The following is a 16,169-nucleotide window of genomic DNA, read 5'->3' as shown; positions in this document are numbered from 1 at the left end:
AGCGAAAAAAAGCAGATGATTAGACGCGGAATTTTGCCCACACTGGCGCGTGGTCGGACGGTTTTTCCATGCTACGGATCTCATAGTCGATACCCGTTTCTTCGCAGCGTTCCGCCAGCGGATTGGTTGCCAGCAGCAGATCAATACGCAGACCACGGTTATCGTCGAAGCCTTTCGAGCGGTAATCAAACCACGAGAACTGGTCGTTTTTATCAGGATGCGCGTGACGATAGGTGTCAACCAGCCCCCAACCTAACAGACGTTCCATCCACTCGCGCTCTTCTGGCAGGAAGGAGCATTTCCCGGTGCGCAGCCAGCGTTTGCGATTCTCTTCACCGATGCCGATATCCAGGTCGGTTGGGCTGATATTCATATCACCCATGATCAGCACCGGATTATCGCGTTTCAGCTCCGTCTCAAGATAGTTTTGTAAATTCTGATAGAACGCCGCTTTCGCCGGGAATTTGGTTTCATGGTCACGGCTTTCGCCCTGCGGGAAATAGCCGTTGATGACGGTGACGCTGCCCAACGGGGACGGAATTTCCGCCATGATGATACGACGCTGCGCCTCTTCGCCATCGTCAGGGAAGCCACGACGCACCGCAATCGGCGTTTCTTTCGTTAACAACGCGACGCCGTAATGACCTTTCTGGCCGTGATAAAAGACGTTATAACCGAGTTTAGCCACCTCTTCGAGAGGGAACATATCGTCGTGGACTTTTGTCTCCTGTAAGCCAATCACATCCGGTTGGTGTTTTTCGACAATGGCTGCCAGTTGATGAGGACGGGCACGCAGGCCGTTGATATTAAAAGAGACAAATTTCATAGTCGCTGCCACTTTGTAAGGTGAATAGTGCAAGGATGGTAGCAGAATTTCCACGAGCTGACTGCTTCTTGTCACCTGATTCCAACAATGATTGCTAATGGTGTTAACGATGGAGCAAAAACTGCACCGTTTTGGCGCGAAGCGCGTCGCTATGAGGCAATAATTTCCGATAAATTTCGTATACGATCACAATTCCAGAATTATATTTGGCGACTGAATAAAATTGCGGTTTTTCCTCTATTTAGTCATCTGATACGCAAACATATTCACTTTATATGCGCATATAGTGAATATTGCTGTGTTGTAACTTGTTGATATTCCGTTCTCTGACCCCGTTTATGCACTTTTTTCGCTGGCTGGCACGAACCCTGCAATCTACATTTACACCGCAAACACTATATTTATTAACATATAAATAACCTTTTATTTACCGTTGAGGTCGCTATGTCTCTGTCAGTTACGCGTGATAATTTTGATGAATGGATGATGCCTGTCTATGCCCCGGCGCCTTTTATTCCGGTGCGTGGTGAAGGTTCACGTCTGTGGGATCAACAGGGTAAAGAGTATATCGATTTCGCGGGAGGCATTGCGGTAAACGCACTGGGGCATGCACATCCGGCATTGCGTGAGGCATTAAACGATCAGGCCAGCAAATTCTGGCATACCGGTAACGGTTACACCAACGAACCGGTATTGCGTCTGGCGAAGAAGCTTATCGACGCGACGTTTGCCGAGCGGGTCTTCTTCTGCAACTCCGGCGCAGAGGCCAACGAAGCCGCGCTAAAGCTGGCGCGTAAATTTGCCCACGATCGGTTTGGCAGCCAGAAAAGTGGCATTGTGGCATTTAAAAATGCTTTCCACGGTCGCACGCTGTTTACCGTCAGTGCCGGGGGGCAGCCCGCCTATTCACAGGATTTTGCACCACTGCCGCCGGATATTCGCCACGCGGTGTATAACGATCTCGATTCTGCCAGCCAACTGATTGATGACACCACCTGTGCGGTCATCGTCGAGCCTGTACAGGGCGAAGGCGGCGTGGTGCCGGCAACCACCGCGTTTTTACAGGGGCTGCGTGAATTATGCGATCGTCATAATGCACTGCTGATTTTTGATGAGGTTCAGACCGGAGTTGGCCGTACTGGCGAGCTGTATGCCTATATGCATTACGGCGTTACGCCGGACCTGCTGACTACCGCAAAGGCGCTGGGCGGCGGTTTCCCTATCGGCGCACTGCTGGCGACAGAGCATTGCGCCAGTGTGATGACGGTGGGTACGCACGGCACAACGTACGGCGGAAATCCATTAGCCACTGCCGTGGCGGGAAAGCTGCTGGAAATTGTTAACACACCGGAAGTGCTTAACGGAGTGAAGCAGCGACACGACTGGTTTGTGGAACGTATTAACGCCATTAACGAACGTTTTGGCCTGTTTAGCGAGATTCGAGGGCTGGGACTGCTGATCGGCTGCGTGCTGAATGCGGAATTTGCCGGGAAAGCGAAACTCATCTCGCAAGAAGCGGCCATCGCCGGGGTGATGGTACTGATTGCCGGTGCGAATGTGGTGCGTTTCGCGCCAGCGCTAAACGTCAGCCAGGAAGAGGTGGCAACCGGGCTGGATCGTTTTGCGCTGGCCTGCGAACGCATTAAAGCAGGAGGTTCATCATGATGGTGATCCGTCCCATTGAACACGCGGATATCACCGCGTTAATGCAGCTTGCCGGTAAGACTGGCGGTGGGTTGACGTCATTACCCGCAAATGAAGCCACGTTGGCGGCGCGTATTGATCGTTCGTTGAAAACCTGGCGAGGCGAGTTGCCTAAAAGCGAGCAGGGCTACGTTTTTGTCTTGGAAGACAGCGCCACCGGAACCGTGGCGGGGATTTGTGCTATTGAAGTGGCGGTAGGGCTTAACGATCCCTGGTATAACTACCGTGTTGGTACGCTGGTTCATGCTTCGAAAGAGTTGAATGTCTATAACGCATTGCCAACGCTGTTTCTCAGTAACGATCACACTGGAAGCAGTGAGCTTTGCACTCTGTTTCTCGATCCGGACTGGCGTAAAGAAGGTAACGGTTACTTGCTGTCGAAGTCGCGTTTTATGTTTATGGCGGCGTTTCGTGACCGTTTTAACGAAAAAGTCGTTGCAGAGATGCGGGGTGTCATTGATGAACACGGTTATTCACCATTCTGGCAAAGCCTTGGCAAGCGCTTTTTCTCAATGGAATTCAGCCGCGCAGATTTTCTCTGTGGCACCGGACAAAAAGCCTTTATTGCTGAGCTGATGCCTAAACACCCTATTTACACTCACTTCCTGTCGGAAGAGGCACAAAGCGTGATTGGCGAAGTGCATCCGCAAACAGCGCCAGCCCGAGCGGTGCTGGAGAAAGAAGGATTTCGCTACCGCAACTATATCGATATTTTCGACGGCGGGCCGACGCTGGAATGCGATATCGACCGGGTACGTGCTATCCGCAAAAGTCGACTGGTGGAAGTGGCTGAAGGTCAGCCTGCGTCGGGCGAATATCCTGCCTGCCTGGTTGCTAATGAAAATTACCAAAACTTCCGCGTCATGTTAGTGCGTGCCGACCCGAATACCCAACGACTGGTGCTGACGGCAGCGCAACTGGACGCCCTGAAATGCCACGCGGGTGACCATGTACGTTTTGTGCGTCTTTGTGCAGAGGAGAAAGCAGCATGACATTATGGATAAACGGTGACTGGGTGACCGGGCTGGGCGCACGTCGGGTGAAAACGAACCCGGTGAGCGGGGACGTGCTGTGGCAAGGCAATGATGCCGATGCGACTCAGGTCGCACTGGCATGCAAGGCGGCGCGGACAGCCTTTCCGGGCTGGGCGAAACAGGCTTTTGCCGCCCGCCTGGACATTGTCGAGAAATTCGCGACGCTGCTGGAGAGTAATAAAGCAGAACTGACGGCGATCATTGCACGGGAAACCGGCAAGCCGCGCTGGGAAGCTGCAACCGAGCTGACGGCGATGATCAATAAAATTGCCATCTCAGTGAAGGCGTATCACATCCGTACCGGGGAACAGCATAACGCGCTGCCAGATGGCGCTGCGACGTTACGTCATCGCCCACACGGTGTTCTGGCCGTGTTTGGCCCGTATAACTTCCCCGGTCATTTACCTAATGGTCATATCGTTCCGGCGCTGTTGGCTGGCAATACGCTGATTTTCAAGCCCAGCGAGCTGACGCCGTGGACCGGTGAGGCGGTTACCAAACTGTGGGAACAGGCGGGATTACCGCCGGGCGTATTGAACCTGGTACAGGGTGGGCGCGAAACAGGACAGGCATTGAGTGCGCTGGAAGATCTTGATGGCCTGCTGTTTACCGGTAGCGCAAATACGGGTTATCAGTTACATCGTCAGCTATCTGGCCAGCCGGAAAAGATCCTCGCGCTGGAGATGGGAGGGAACAACCCGCTGATTATCGAGAACCCCGAAGATATTGATGCGGCGGTACATCTGACTATTCAGTCAGCGTTTGTTACAGCCGGGCAACGGTGTACCTGTGCCCGTCGTCTGCTGGTTAAAAAAGGGGCGCAGGGCGATGCGTTTCTGGCGCGGCTGGTGGATGTCAGCCAGCGTTTGATGCCCGGCAACTGGGATGCACAACCGCAGCCGTTTATTGGCGGGCTTATTTCTGAACAGGCCGCGCAACATGTTTGTGACGCCTGGAAACGCCTTGAAGCGCAGGGAGGACGAACCCTGCTGGCACCACGCCAGGTACAAGCGGGGACTTCACTGTTGACCCCTGGCATTATTGAGCTAACCGGCGTGGCGAATGTCGCGGATGAAGAGGTCTTCGGCCCGCTGCTCGGTGTCTGGCGTTATGACAGCTTTGATGATGCGATTCGCATGGCCAACAATACCCGCTTTGGTTTGTCGTGCGGACTGGTTTCACCGGATCGCAATCAGTTTGACCAATTGCTACTGGAAGCTCGTGCGGGCATCGTCAACTGGAATAAGCCGCTAACCGGCGCGGCAAGCACTGCGCCGTTTGGTGGGATTGGTGCCTCAGGCAACCATCGCGCCAGTGCGTGGTATGCCGCAGATTATTGCGCCTGGCCGATGGCGAGCCTGGAATCTCCGACCCTGACGCTGCCGACAGCGCTTAGCCCAGGACTCGATTTTTCATGCGAGGATAAGCCATGAAAGCGCGCGAAGTAAATTTCGACGGTCTGGTGGGACTGACACACCATTATGCGGGGTTGTCATTTGGCAATGAGGCCTCAACCCGACACCGTTTTCAGGTCTCGAATCCCCGTCTGGCGGCGAAACAGGGCTTATTGAAGATGAAGGCGTTGGCCGATGCCGGATTCCCGCAGGCGGTGATCCCACCTCACGAGCGCCCCTATATTCCCGTGCTGCGCCAGTTGGGATTTAGCGGCAGTGACGAACAGGTACTGGAAAAGGTGGCACGTCAGGCACCTCACTGGCTTTCCAGTGCCAGTTCCGCTTCGCCGATGTGGGTGGCGAATGCGGCAACGGTCTGTCCTTCGGCAGATTCGCTGGACGGGAAAGTGCATCTGGCGGTAGCGAATCTGAATAACAAGTTTCACCGTTCGCTGGAGGCTCCGACCACAGAAGCGTTGCTAAGCGCGATTTTCCGCGATGAGAGCCGCTTTACAGTTCATAGTGCATTGCCACAGGTTGCGTTGCTGGGTGATGAAGGCGCGGCAAACCATAACCGTCTCGGTGGTGATTATGGTGATCCCGGCGTACAGGTGTTTGTCTATGGTCGTGAAGAGGGCAACGGCGCGCATCCGAAGCATTATCCGGCGAGGCAATCACGTGAGGCCAGCGAGGCTGTTGCGCGCCTGAATCAGGTGAACCCTCATCAGATTATCTTTGCTCAACAAAACCCGGATGTTATCGATCTTGGTGTGTTTCATAACGATGTTATTGCGGTATCAAATCGTCAGGTGCTGTTTTGTCATGAATTGGCGTTTGCCAACCAGCAGGCTTTGTTACAGCAGTTGCATAGCCAGGTGGCGGGATTTACGGCGCTGGAAGTTCCCCTGGCGGAAGTGTCAGTGCAGGATGCCGTGGCAACATATCTGTTTAACAGCCAGCTACTCAGTCGTGATGACGGTTCAATGATGTTGGTCTTGCCGCAGGAATGCCGGGAGCATGCAGGGGTATGGCATTATTTAAACCGTCTGCTTGAAGATGACAACCCGATTGACGATCTACGGGTATTCGATCTGCGCGAAAGCATGTCCAACGGTGGTGGCCCGGCGTGTCTGCGCCTTCGGGTCGTGTTAACCCCACAGGAGCAACAGGCGGTGAACCCGGCGGTTCTCATGAACGATGCGCTGTTTAACACGCTGAATAACTGGGTTGATCGTTACTATCGCGATCGCCTTACCGCCGCCGATCTTGCCGACCCGCAGTTGCTGCGCGAAGGGCGTGAAGCATTGGATACGTTGACACAATTACTCAACCTCGGTTCGGTGTATCCCTTCCAGCAGGAGCGTGCACGCCATGGATAATTTCCTTGCGCTGACGCTTGCGGGGGATTCGCCAGATGCCACCCGGGGGAAAGCTCATGGTTTTGACTGGCAATGGATTGGGCATGGCATGCTGGAGCTGACGCCGGTTGTTCCGGTTGAGCGTTCGCTGGTTTTGTCTGCAGGCATTCATGGTAATGAAACCGCACCAGTAGAAATACTGGATACATTGTTGTCCGGATTGTTTAGCGGCACGCTGCCGCTGACATGGCGGCTATTGCTGATCCTGGGCAATCCGCAGGCGTTAGCTGCGGGCAAACGCTATTGTCATAGCGATCTGAACCGTATGTTTGGTGGTCGCTGGCAGCTCTTCGATGAGAGCGGTGAAACACGGCGTGCCCGCGAGCTTGAGCTGAGTCTGGAAGATTTTTACGCGCGGGCAAAGGCACCTGTTCGCTGGCATCTCGATCTCCACACGGCTATTCGCGGGTCACGTCATTTGCGTTTTGGCGTGCTACCGCAGCGTGATGTGGCATGGGATGAGGCGTTTCTTCACTGGTTGGGGGATGCGGGGCTGGAGGCTCTGGTTTTCCACCAGGCGCCAGGCGGAACGTTTACCCATTTTAGTGGGGAGCATTTTGGTGCGTTGGCCTGCACGCTGGAGCTGGGCAAGGCGCTGCCGTTTGGGCAAAACAACCTGTCACAGTTTGCTCACACTGCGCAGGCGCTGGCAATGTTGTTGACAGGCAGACCCGTAGCGGCAGTTGAAACACCGCCGCTACGCTATCGCGTGGTGGCGCAAATTACACGGCGCAGCGACGATTTCATTCTCTACATGGACAACCAGACGCTGAACTTTACCGCATTTAAAGAGGGAACCGTGCTGGCTCAGGATGGTGATGAACGTTTTATCGTCACCCATAACGTTGAATATGTTCTCTTTCCTAATCCAAATGTGGCCTGTGGTTTACGCGCGGGACTGATGCTGGAAAGGTTGTAAAAGATATATCCGCCCTTGGGTTAATCTCTAAGGGCTTATTTTTGCGTGCTGTTTGTATTTATTACGGATTATTCCTGGTAAGCTGCTTTCTTAATAACCAGAGTTCAGGTATAGTTCTTCATAATCCTTTCAAAATCATTATGTTGTAATTTTTTATTTCAACTCTCCGCAATTTATTCTTTTTTTCTTCATAATTGATGAAAGTTTGTTTTTTACACTTTCATTGTTTTACCGTTGCTCTGATTAATTGACGCTTAAGCCGGTAAAGTTAATCCCGTCAACACGACATCACATTGCATAAGCATCGCATGAATGTCGTAAGAATAACTGAAAGGAAGGATAGAAATTATGCGTAAATTGACTGCTCTGTTTGTTGCCTCTACCCTGGCGCTGGGCGCTGCAAACCTGGCTCATGCCGCTGATGCTACCACAGCAGCTCCGGCAGATGCCAAACCGATGATGCACCACAACGGTAAGTTTGCCCCACATCATGACATGATGTTTAAAGACCTGAACCTGACCGATGCACAGAAGCAGCAGATCCGCGACATCATGAAAGGTCAGCGCGATCAGATGAAACGTCCTCCGCTGGAAGAACGCCGTGCAATGCACGATATCATCGCCAGCGATAGCTTCGATAAAGCGAAAGCTGAAGCGCAGATTGCGAAAATGGAAGAGCAGCGCAAAGCTAACATGCTGGCGCATATGGAAACGCAGAACAAAATTTACAACATTCTGACCCCGGAACAGAAAAAACAGTTTAATGCCAATTTTGAGAAGCGTCTGACAGAACGAGCTGAACAGAAAGGTAAAATGCCACAGGCTGCCGAATAATCGGTAGGCGTCTATACTCAATCATTCACGCTGTGTAGGAGCAGATTGCCCCGGACAGCGTGAAAAAAAACTCAAGACCGCCGGCCTTGTCCACAACACGTTTAACGATGTGGGCAGGATCGGCGGTTTTTTCTTTCCTACCTATTGCACAGCGCTTCGGACACGTTATGCTCCTGAGGCCCGCGAAAATACCACCTGGATCAGCGCGTTAAACTTTTTAGCAAAACGCCATGGTCATCGCTAAGGCAAATCAACTCTGCTGCCGATAACAACGAGCAGGGTGAATGATAACAATGATGATTTGGCTGCCTGATGACGGCATGTCGGCGCACAGTGCCTTTCTGGAGGGATGATGGAGTACTTTGATATCCGCAAAATGCCGGTTAATCTCTGGCGTAATGGTGCGGGAGAAACGCGTGAAATATGTTGTTTTCCGCCAGCAACGCGCGACTTTCACTGGCGGGCGAGTATTGCCTCCATTGCTGCGAACGGCGAATTTTCACTCTTCCCCGGAGTTGAGCGCGTTATTACGCTGCTCGAAGGGGGAGAAGTCACGCTGGAAGGCGCGAACACGCTACCGCATATCCTAAAACAGCATCAGCCTTTTACTTTCGCCGGCGACCGCGTGGTAAAAGCGAAGCTGACGGCAGGGCAGATGTCGATGGATTTTAATATCATGACCCGTCGGGATGTTTGCCAGGCTAAAGTTCGTGTGGCTGACCGGACGTTTACGACCTTTGGTTCGCGTGGCGGCGTGGTATTTGTTATTAGCGGAGCCTGGCAACTGGGGGATAAGTTGCTGACGGCTGACCAGGGGGCGTGCTGGCATGACGGTAAGCATACGTTGCGACTGTTGGAGCGCGAGGGGAAGTTGTTGTTTAGTGAGATTAACTGGAAGCCAGGTTTTTCGCCTGATTCGGTGCAATGACGTCGTTTGAGCCGGATAAACCATTTTGTGGTTATCCGGCACGGGTAAATCAGCGAATTACGATTTTTTCCAGAAGTCGTCAAACACCGTAATCGGTGGGCGACGTTTGTGTTCCGTCTTCACGTACCAGCCTTCAATTTTCTTCGCAACGTCGGCATCCAACGTTTTTCCTTCCAGATAATCGTCAATGTTGTCGTAGGTAACGCCTAATGCGGCTTCATCTGGCAGAGAGGGACGATCGTCTTCGAGGTCGGCGGTTGGCGCTTTCTTGTATAAATGCTCAGGGCAACCCAATGCTGCAAGAAGCTGCTTACCCTGACGCTTGTTGAGGCGGAATATTGGGTTAATGTCAGTACCGCCATCGCCATATTTGGTAAAGAATCCGGTAATGGCCTCTGCGGCGTGATCGGTACCCACGACAACACCGCTGGTCATTCCGGCGATACTGTATTGTGCCTTCATACGCTCTCGGGCTTTTTCATTGCCGCGCACAAAATCGCTCAGTTCAATACCTGCTTCACGCAATGCCTGCTCGCTGGCTAATACCGCGCCTTTGATGTTGACGGTGAGTACACGGTCAGGTTGTATGAACGCTATCGCGTCCTGACAGTCCTGTTCATCGGCCTGCACACCATAAGGCAGGCGCACGGCAATAAACTGCAAAGCATCGTTACCCGTTTCCACACGTAACTCGGAAATCGCCATTTGGCATAACTTTCCGGCCAGGGTTGAGTCCTGCCCGCCGCTAATCCCTAACACCAGTGATTTAAGGAAAGGGTAGGTTTTGAGGTACGATTTCAGAAAATCCACGCTGCGGCGAATTTCCTCTTCTGCATTAATATGTGGCTTGGCGCCAAGTGCCCGGATTATCTCTTGCTGCAGAGTCATTTAACCCCCTGTGAAAAATGAAATGATCAAAAATAACGATGTGTTAAAGCTAACGCGTTGACGTCCAAACGACAAGGGATGCAGCCGGATATAACATCATTTTGTTTTGATAGAATTTTCTGAAATGACCCGAGTAGCAACTGACAGCTTGAAAAATGCGTTGTTGTGCTCCAGGCTTATATAACACGCTGAAAAACAAGAGGACGGAATATGAACAAGAATCTAACAGGAATTCTGAGTGCAGCGGCGGTATTGACTATGCTGGCAGGCTGTACGGCTTACGATCGTACCAAAGACCAATTTGTGCAGCCCGTGGTGAAAGATGTGAAGAAAGGGATGAGCCGGGCGCAAGTGGCGCAGATTGCCGGCAAGCCCTCATCTGAAGTCAGCATGATCCATGCGCGTGGTACATGTCAGACCTACATCCTGGGTCAACGAGATGGTAAAGCAGAGACCTATTTTGTTGCATTAGATGATACTGGGCACGTGATTAATTCCGGCTACCAGACCTGTGCGGAGTACGACACCGACCCGCAGGCAGCGAAGAAGTAACAACTGTTTATTGCCTGAGCACTCTGACGAACCGGCCGCTGTGCCGGTTTTTTTGTGCCATGCGATCTTATTTATTGTCGCGAATTATTTGCCCGAAGTGTGAGGGGTGTCATAACCACAGGTCAAGGAGAGACAATTTAGTTAGTCAAGGAAATACCATCCACCGGTGCAATCCCGTATACTCATTTCAGCCACCTAAAAAAGTAATTTAGCTGACGCAAGTTACCCAGAGCATGGATGCAGGTTATGGCTTGCGGAGTGTCTGGTACACAGATAATCGCACATGAGGATCGTTTTAATGGAAAAGAAACACATTTATCTGTTTTGTTCTGCGGGCATGTCGACTTCTTTGTTGGTCTCGAAGATGCGTGCTCAGGCTGAAAAATACGAAGTGCCAGTTATCATTGAAGCGTTTCCCGAAACGCTGGCCGGAGAAAAAGGCCCAGTAGCCGATGTTGTGTTATTAGGTCCACAGATTGCTTATATGTTGCCCGAAATTCAGCGTTTGTTACCCAACAAACCTGTAGAAGTGATTGACTCGCTGTTGTATGGCAAAGTCGATGGTTTAGGCGTGCTTAAGGCTGCAGTTGCAGCAATTAAAAAAGCCGCAGCAAATTAATTATTTTAAATTTTCCCGTCAAAGAGTTATTTCATTAACATTCACCGCAATCGTTAATTGCGGTATTTAAGGGTATTTTTCTATGAGTAACGCTATTGCTTCACTTGAAAAGGTACTCCTTCCTTTTGCTGTAAAAATTGGAAAGCAGCCACACGTTAATGCAATCAAAAACGGTTTTATTCGTTTAATGCCGTTAACCCTCGCAGGGGCTATGTTTGTATTAATCAATAACGTTTTCCTGAGCTTTGGGGAGGGGTCGTTTTTTTATTCCATGGGCATTCGACTTGATGCTTCAACTATTGAAACACTAAATAGTTTAAAAGGCATTGGTGGGAACGTCTATAACGGTACGCTGGGTATTATGTCATTGATGGCGCCATTCTTTATCGGTATGGCGTTGGCGGAAGAACGCAAAGTCGATGCGCTGGCTGCTGGTTTATTATCTGTCGCCGCATTTATGACAGTCACACCATACAGCGTGGGAGAAGCCTATGCCGTGGGTGCTAACTGGCTGGGCGGTGCGAACATTATTTCCGGTATTATTATCGGCCTGGTGGTCGCGGAAATGTTCACCTTCGTCGTGCATCGTAATTGGGTTATTAAATTACCTGATAGCGTTCCGGCCTCTGTTTCTCGCTCCTTCTCTGCACTGATTCCTGGCTTCATTATCCTCTCTATTATGGGGATCATCGCCTGGGCGTTGAACACCTGGGGAACGAACTTCCACCAGATCATCATGGATTCCATTTCGACTCCGCTGGCGTCACTGGGTAGCGTGGTGGGTTGGGCGTACGTGATTTTTGTTCCGCTGTTGTGGTTCTTTGGTATTCACGGTTCTTTGGCACTGACTGCACTGGACAGCGGTATCATGACCCCCTGGGCGCTGGAAAACATCTCTATCTACCAACAGTTTGGTTCCGTAGACGCGGCACTGGAAGCCGGTAAGACGTTCCACGTCTGGGCGAAGCCGATGCTGGACTCCTATATTTTCCTGGGAGGGAGTGGGGCAACGCTGGGTCTGATTATTGCTATCTTCCTGGCTTCTCGACGCGCTGATTATCGTCAGGTAGCAAAACTGGCACTGCCATCAGGTCTGTTCCAGATTAACGAACCCATTCTGTTCGGTCTGCCGATTATCATGAACCCGGTTATGTTTATTCCATTCATCCTGGTTCAGCCGATTCTGGCAGCGATTACCTTGGCCGCTTATTACACAGGCATTATTCCACCGATTACCAACATTGCACCGTGGACTATGCCAACCGGGTTGGGCGCATTCTTTAACACCAACGGTAGCGTCGCTGCTCTGCTGGTCGCGTTGTTTAACCTTGGTATCGCAACGCTGGTGTACCTGCCATTCGTGGTCGTCGCCAACAAAGCTCAGAACGTAATTGATAAAGAAGAAAGCGAAGAAGATATCGCTAACGCATTGAAATTCTAAATTTAATCCGGCATGGCTATGCGGCCATGCCGGACTGAACCAGAGGAAAAGAGTATGTTAGATATCGAAAATATCGTCGACACGCAGTCAGAAGCAGAAGAGCTTGAAGAAGTGGTGATGGGGCTCATCATCAACTCGGGTCAGGCACGTAGTCTGGCGTACGGCGCGCTCAAATTGGCCAAACAGGGTGATTTTGAGTCAGCGAAGACCATGATGGAACAGTCTCGCATGGCGCTGAACGAAGCACACCTTGTCCAGACCAAACTGATTGAAGGCGATCAGGGTGAAGGTAAAATGAAAGTCAGCCTGGTGCTGGTCCATGCGCAGGACCACCTGATGACGTCGATGCTGGCACGTGAACTGGTGGCAGAACTGATTGAGCTTCACGAGAAGCTGAAATAGCGAGGAGTGTATAATGCAGCTACAGATTAACGCACCGGAAATCAAAACCGTCTATGAGCAGCAGCTTTTTAATGGCAAAAATTTTCATGTGTTCATCTATAACAAAACTGAGAGCATCAGTGGGCTGCATCAGCATGATTACTACGAATTTACCCTTGTATTAACTGGACGTTACTATCAGGAAATCAACGGTAAGCGTGTACTGCTTGAGCGCGGAGACTTTGTCTTTATCCCGTTGGGATCGCACCACCAAAGTTTCTATGATTTCGGCGCGACGCGAATTCTTAACGTTGGTATCAGTAAACGTTTTTTTGAACAACACTACCACCCGTTGCTGCCATTTTGTTTCGTTGCATCGCAGGTGTATCGGGCGAACAGCTCGTTCCTTACCTACATCGAAACGGTTATAGCATCACTGAATTTTCGTGAAAGCGGACTGGATGAATTTGTAGAAGTGGTCACCTTCTATATTATTAATCGGTTACGCCATCACCGGGAAGAGCAGGTGCTGGATGATATTCCACAGTGGCTTAAAACTACAGTGGAAAGCATGCATGACAAAAGGCAGTTCAGCGAAAATGCGCTGGAAAATATGGTACACCTGTCCGCGAAATCCCAGGAGTATCTGACCCGTGCAACTCAGCGTTATTACAGTAAAACGCCAATGCAGATTATTAATGAAATCCGCATTAATTTTGCTAAAAAACAGCTGGAAATGACTAACTATTCTGTAACTGATATTGCCTATGAGTCTGGTTACAGTAGTCCGAGCCTGTTTATTAAAACGTTTAAAAAGCTGACGTCGTTTACACCTAATAGCTACCGTAAGAAATTAACTGAATTTAATCAGTAAATATTATTTGCCAATAAACCATTTTTTATCGTTTGCCCAAAATAGCGTCGGGACAGCCACGCTATACCTGACGAATGGGTTGAGCATAATACGTGTCAGTGTTTTTACACTGAAGGGAGAAATTATGAGCCAGAAATTAAAAGTCGTCACTATCGGTGGCGGGAGCAGCTACACCCCTGAATTACTTGAAGGCTTTATTAAGCGTTATCATGAATTACCGGTCTCTGAATTGTGGCTGGTGGATGTCGACGGCGGTAAAGAGAAGCTGGACATTATTTTTGACCTCTGCCAGCGCATGATTGATAAAGCTGGCGTCCCGATGAAAGTGTATAAAACGCTGGATCGCCGCGAAGCGCTGAAAGATGCTGATTTCGTTACTACCCAGTTGCGGGTTGGGCAACTGCAAGCCCGTGAAAAGGATGAACGCATTCCGCTGAGCCACGGGTATCTGGGGCAGGAAACCAACGGCGCTGGTGGGCTGTTCAAAGGCCTGCGTACTATTCCGGTTATCTTTGATATTGTGAAAGATGTGGAAGAACTGTGCCCGAATGCGTGGGTGATCAACTTCACTAACCCAGCCGGGATGGTGACTGAGGCGGTTTATCGCCATACGAATTTCAAGAAATTCATCGGCGTATGTAATATTCCGATCGGTATGAAAATGTTCATCAGCGACGTGCTGGCGCTGAAAGAGAGTGATGACTTATCCATCGACCTGTTTGGTCTGAACCATATGGTCTTCATTAAGGATGTTCTGGTCAACGGTGTGTCACGCTTTGATGAACTGCTGGACGGCGTTGCGTCGGGTCAGTTGAAAGCCTCTGGGGTGAAGAACATCTTCGATCTGCCGTTCAGTGAAGGGCTGATTCGTTCACTGAGACTGCTGCCGTGCTCGTATTTGTTGTACTACTTCAAGCCAAAAGAGATGCTGGCGATTGAAATGGGCGAATACTATAAGGGCGGCGCGCGCGCTCAGGTGGTACAAAAAGTTGAGAAGCAACTGTTTGATCTGTATAAAAATCCTGAGTTGAATATTAAGCCGAAAGAGCTGGAACAGCGTGGCGGGGCTTATTACTCTGATGCCGCGTGTGAAGTCATCAATGCTATCTACAACGACAAACAGACCGAACATTACGTCAACATTCCTCATCATGGCCATGTTGATAATATTCCTGCGGACTGGGCAGTTGAGATGACCTGCACGCTGGGGCGCAATGGTGCAACTCCGCACCCACGTATCACCCATTTCGATGAAAAGGTCCTGGGTCTTATCTATACCATTAAAGGTTTTGAAGTGGCGGCGAGCAATGCGGCGCTGAGCGGCGAGTTGAATGATGTACTGTTGGCGTTAAACCTGAGTCCACTGGTGCATTCAGACACTGATGCTGAAATTCTGGCGCGTGAGCTGATCCTGGCGCATGAAAAATGGTTGCCAAATTTCGCCGGGTGCATCGAGAAACTCAAAAGCGAACAACACTAACTGAGGTCGGTTATGGAACGCGTACTGATTGTGAATGCGGATGATTTTGGCCTGAGCAAAGGACAAAACTACGGCATTGTTGAAGCCTGTCGTAATGGTGTTGTCACCTCGACAACGGCGCTGGTTAACGGCGCGGCAATTGACCATGCGGTACAGCTGAGTCGCGACATACCTGAACTTGCCGTCGGAATGCACTTTGTTCTGACGCTGGGCAGGCCGTTGACGGCAATGCCAGGCCTTACTCGTGAAGGGGTGCTCGGGAAATGGATCTGGCAGATGGCTGAGGAAGACTCTCTGCCGCTGGATGAAATTTCACAGGAACTGGCCGCGCAGTATCAGCGTTTTATTGACCTGTTCGGGCGGGAGCCAACGCATCTGGATAGCCATCACCATGTGCATATGTTCCCGCAGCTCTTCCCTATAGTGGCCGGGTTTGCTGCCCAAAAGGGGATTGCGTTACGGATCGATCGTCAGACGGTATTTCAGGCGTCTGACTTTCCACAAACGTTACGGACTTCCCAGGGATTCAGCAGCGAGTTTTATGGCGAAGCGATTTCCGAAGCGTTGTTCTTGCAGATGCTTGACGCGTCAGCAGACCGGGGAGAGTCCTCGCTGGAAGTGATGTGTCATCCGGCGTTTATCGATGACATCATTCGACAAAGTGCCTACTGTTACCCCCGTTTAACTGAGCTTGACGTACTGACGTCTTCGTCACTGAAATATGCTATTGCGGAGCGCGGTTATCGTCTTGGCAGTTTTCTGAACGTTTAATTCCTGAGTTGGCGGCGCGTCGGTGCGCCGCATTTTTTTGTCTGCGTCATTGATGTTTGCTGCAACCTCTCTGTCCCCCCCATTATCGCCACCCACTTCACGAATT

At 50.8% G+C, this 16,169-nt stretch carries 16 protein-coding genes; 14 read left to right on the top strand and 2 right to left on the bottom strand.

Features of this window, described 5'->3' with window-relative positions; all coding sequences use genetic code 11:
• Window positions 1-19: 19 nt before the first annotated feature.
• On the bottom strand, window positions 20-826 hold the full coding sequence (gene xthA / locus IB196_RS12860) for an exodeoxyribonuclease III (protein WP_005120811.1): 807 nt from the start codon (window positions 824-826) through the stop codon (window positions 20-22).
• A 444-nt stretch (window positions 827-1,270) separates the two neighbouring features.
• Here xthA and IB196_RS12855 point away from each other — a divergent pair, with 444 nt between their 5' ends.
• From IB196_RS12855 to ves, 7 genes are all read left to right on the top strand, one after another.
• Window positions 1,271-2,491 (top strand): aspartate aminotransferase family protein, encoded by a 1,221-nt coding sequence (locus tag IB196_RS12855; RefSeq protein WP_005120810.1) that lies wholly within the window; start codon window positions 1,271-1,273, stop codon window positions 2,489-2,491.
• Window positions 2,488-3,522: an arginine N-succinyltransferase gene (gene astA / locus IB196_RS12850; RefSeq protein WP_149691628.1), complete on the top strand. Its 1,035-nt coding sequence runs from the start codon at window positions 2,488-2,490 to the stop codon at window positions 3,520-3,522. The genes IB196_RS12855 and astA overlap by 4 nt, the downstream gene beginning before the upstream one ends.
• Entirely contained in the window at window positions 3,519-4,997 is a 1,479-nt protein-coding gene (gene astD, locus IB196_RS12845; RefSeq protein WP_040233673.1) for a succinylglutamate-semialdehyde dehydrogenase, read from the top strand. Before astA ends, astD begins: the two co-directional genes overlap by 4 nt.
• On the top strand, window positions 4,994-6,337 hold the full coding sequence (gene astB / locus IB196_RS12840; RefSeq protein ID WP_040233675.1) for an N-succinylarginine dihydrolase: 1,344 nt from the start codon (window positions 4,994-4,996) through the stop codon (window positions 6,335-6,337). The genes astD and astB overlap by 4 nt, the downstream gene beginning before the upstream one ends.
• On the top strand, window positions 6,330-7,295 hold the full coding sequence (gene astE / locus IB196_RS12835) for a succinylglutamate desuccinylase (RefSeq protein WP_005120806.1): 966 nt from the start codon (window positions 6,330-6,332) through the stop codon (window positions 7,293-7,295). Before astB ends, astE begins: the two co-directional genes overlap by 8 nt.
• 348 nt (window positions 7,296-7,643) lie before the next feature.
• Complete coding sequence (gene spy / locus IB196_RS12830) at window positions 7,644-8,129, top strand: ATP-independent periplasmic protein-refolding chaperone Spy (protein ID WP_005120805.1); 486 nt, start codon at window positions 7,644-7,646, stop codon at window positions 8,127-8,129.
• 352 nt (window positions 8,130-8,481) lie between these two features.
• Window positions 8,482-9,057 (top strand): environmental stress-induced protein Ves, encoded by a 576-nt coding sequence (gene ves, locus IB196_RS12825; RefSeq protein ID WP_005120804.1) that lies wholly within the window; start codon window positions 8,482-8,484, stop codon window positions 9,055-9,057.
• 57 nt (window positions 9,058-9,114) lie between these two features.
• On the opposite strand, the gene nadE is transcribed toward ves, so the two are convergent.
• Window positions 9,115-9,945, bottom strand: a complete 831-nt coding sequence (gene nadE / locus IB196_RS12820) for an ammonia-dependent NAD(+) synthetase (protein WP_005120803.1) — start codon at window positions 9,943-9,945, stop codon at window positions 9,115-9,117.
• 210 nt (window positions 9,946-10,155) lie between these two features.
• Here nadE and osmE point away from each other — a divergent pair, with 210 nt between their 5' ends.
• From osmE to chbG, 7 genes are all read left to right on the top strand, one after another.
• The gene (gene osmE / locus IB196_RS12815) at window positions 10,156-10,497 is read left to right on the top strand and encodes an osmotically-inducible lipoprotein OsmE (RefSeq protein WP_003030621.1); all 342 of its coding nucleotides are present in this window, start codon (window positions 10,156-10,158) and stop codon (window positions 10,495-10,497) included.
• A gap of 298 nt (window positions 10,498-10,795) precedes the next feature.
• Window positions 10,796-11,116 (top strand): PTS N,N'-diacetylchitobiose transporter subunit IIB, encoded by a 321-nt coding sequence (gene chbB / locus IB196_RS12810; RefSeq protein WP_003832547.1) that lies wholly within the window; start codon window positions 10,796-10,798, stop codon window positions 11,114-11,116.
• An 82-nt stretch (window positions 11,117-11,198) separates the two neighbouring features.
• Window positions 11,199-12,557, top strand: a complete 1,359-nt coding sequence (chbC, locus tag IB196_RS12805) for a PTS N,N'-diacetylchitobiose transporter subunit IIC (RefSeq protein ID WP_040233680.1) — start codon at window positions 11,199-11,201, stop codon at window positions 12,555-12,557.
• 54 nt (window positions 12,558-12,611) lie between these two features.
• Window positions 12,612-12,959, top strand: a complete 348-nt coding sequence (gene chbA / locus IB196_RS12800) for a PTS N,N'-diacetylchitobiose transporter subunit IIA (protein ID WP_005120800.1) — start codon at window positions 12,612-12,614, stop codon at window positions 12,957-12,959.
• 10 nt (window positions 12,960-12,969) lie between these two features.
• Window positions 12,970-13,812, top strand: coding sequence for a transcriptional regulator ChbR (gene chbR, locus IB196_RS12795; protein ID WP_137378467.1), 843 nt, complete (start codon window positions 12,970-12,972; stop codon window positions 13,810-13,812).
• A gap of 124 nt (window positions 13,813-13,936) precedes the next feature.
• Window positions 13,937-15,292 (top strand): 6-phospho-beta-glucosidase, encoded by a 1,356-nt coding sequence (locus tag IB196_RS12790; protein WP_005120797.1) that lies wholly within the window; start codon window positions 13,937-13,939, stop codon window positions 15,290-15,292.
• Between the two features lie 12 nt (window positions 15,293-15,304).
• The gene (chbG, locus tag IB196_RS12785; RefSeq protein ID WP_005120796.1) at window positions 15,305-16,063 is read left to right on the top strand and encodes a chitin disaccharide deacetylase; all 759 of its coding nucleotides are present in this window, start codon (window positions 15,305-15,307) and stop codon (window positions 16,061-16,063) included.
• Window positions 16,064-16,169: the final 106 nt, after the last annotated feature.

The organism is Citrobacter sp. C6_1, from assembly GCF_014596835.2.
Taxonomy (GTDB): domain Bacteria; phylum Pseudomonadota; class Gammaproteobacteria; order Enterobacterales; family Enterobacteriaceae; genus Citrobacter; species Citrobacter pasteurii.
This window is presented reverse-complemented; position numbering and strand designations above follow the sequence as displayed.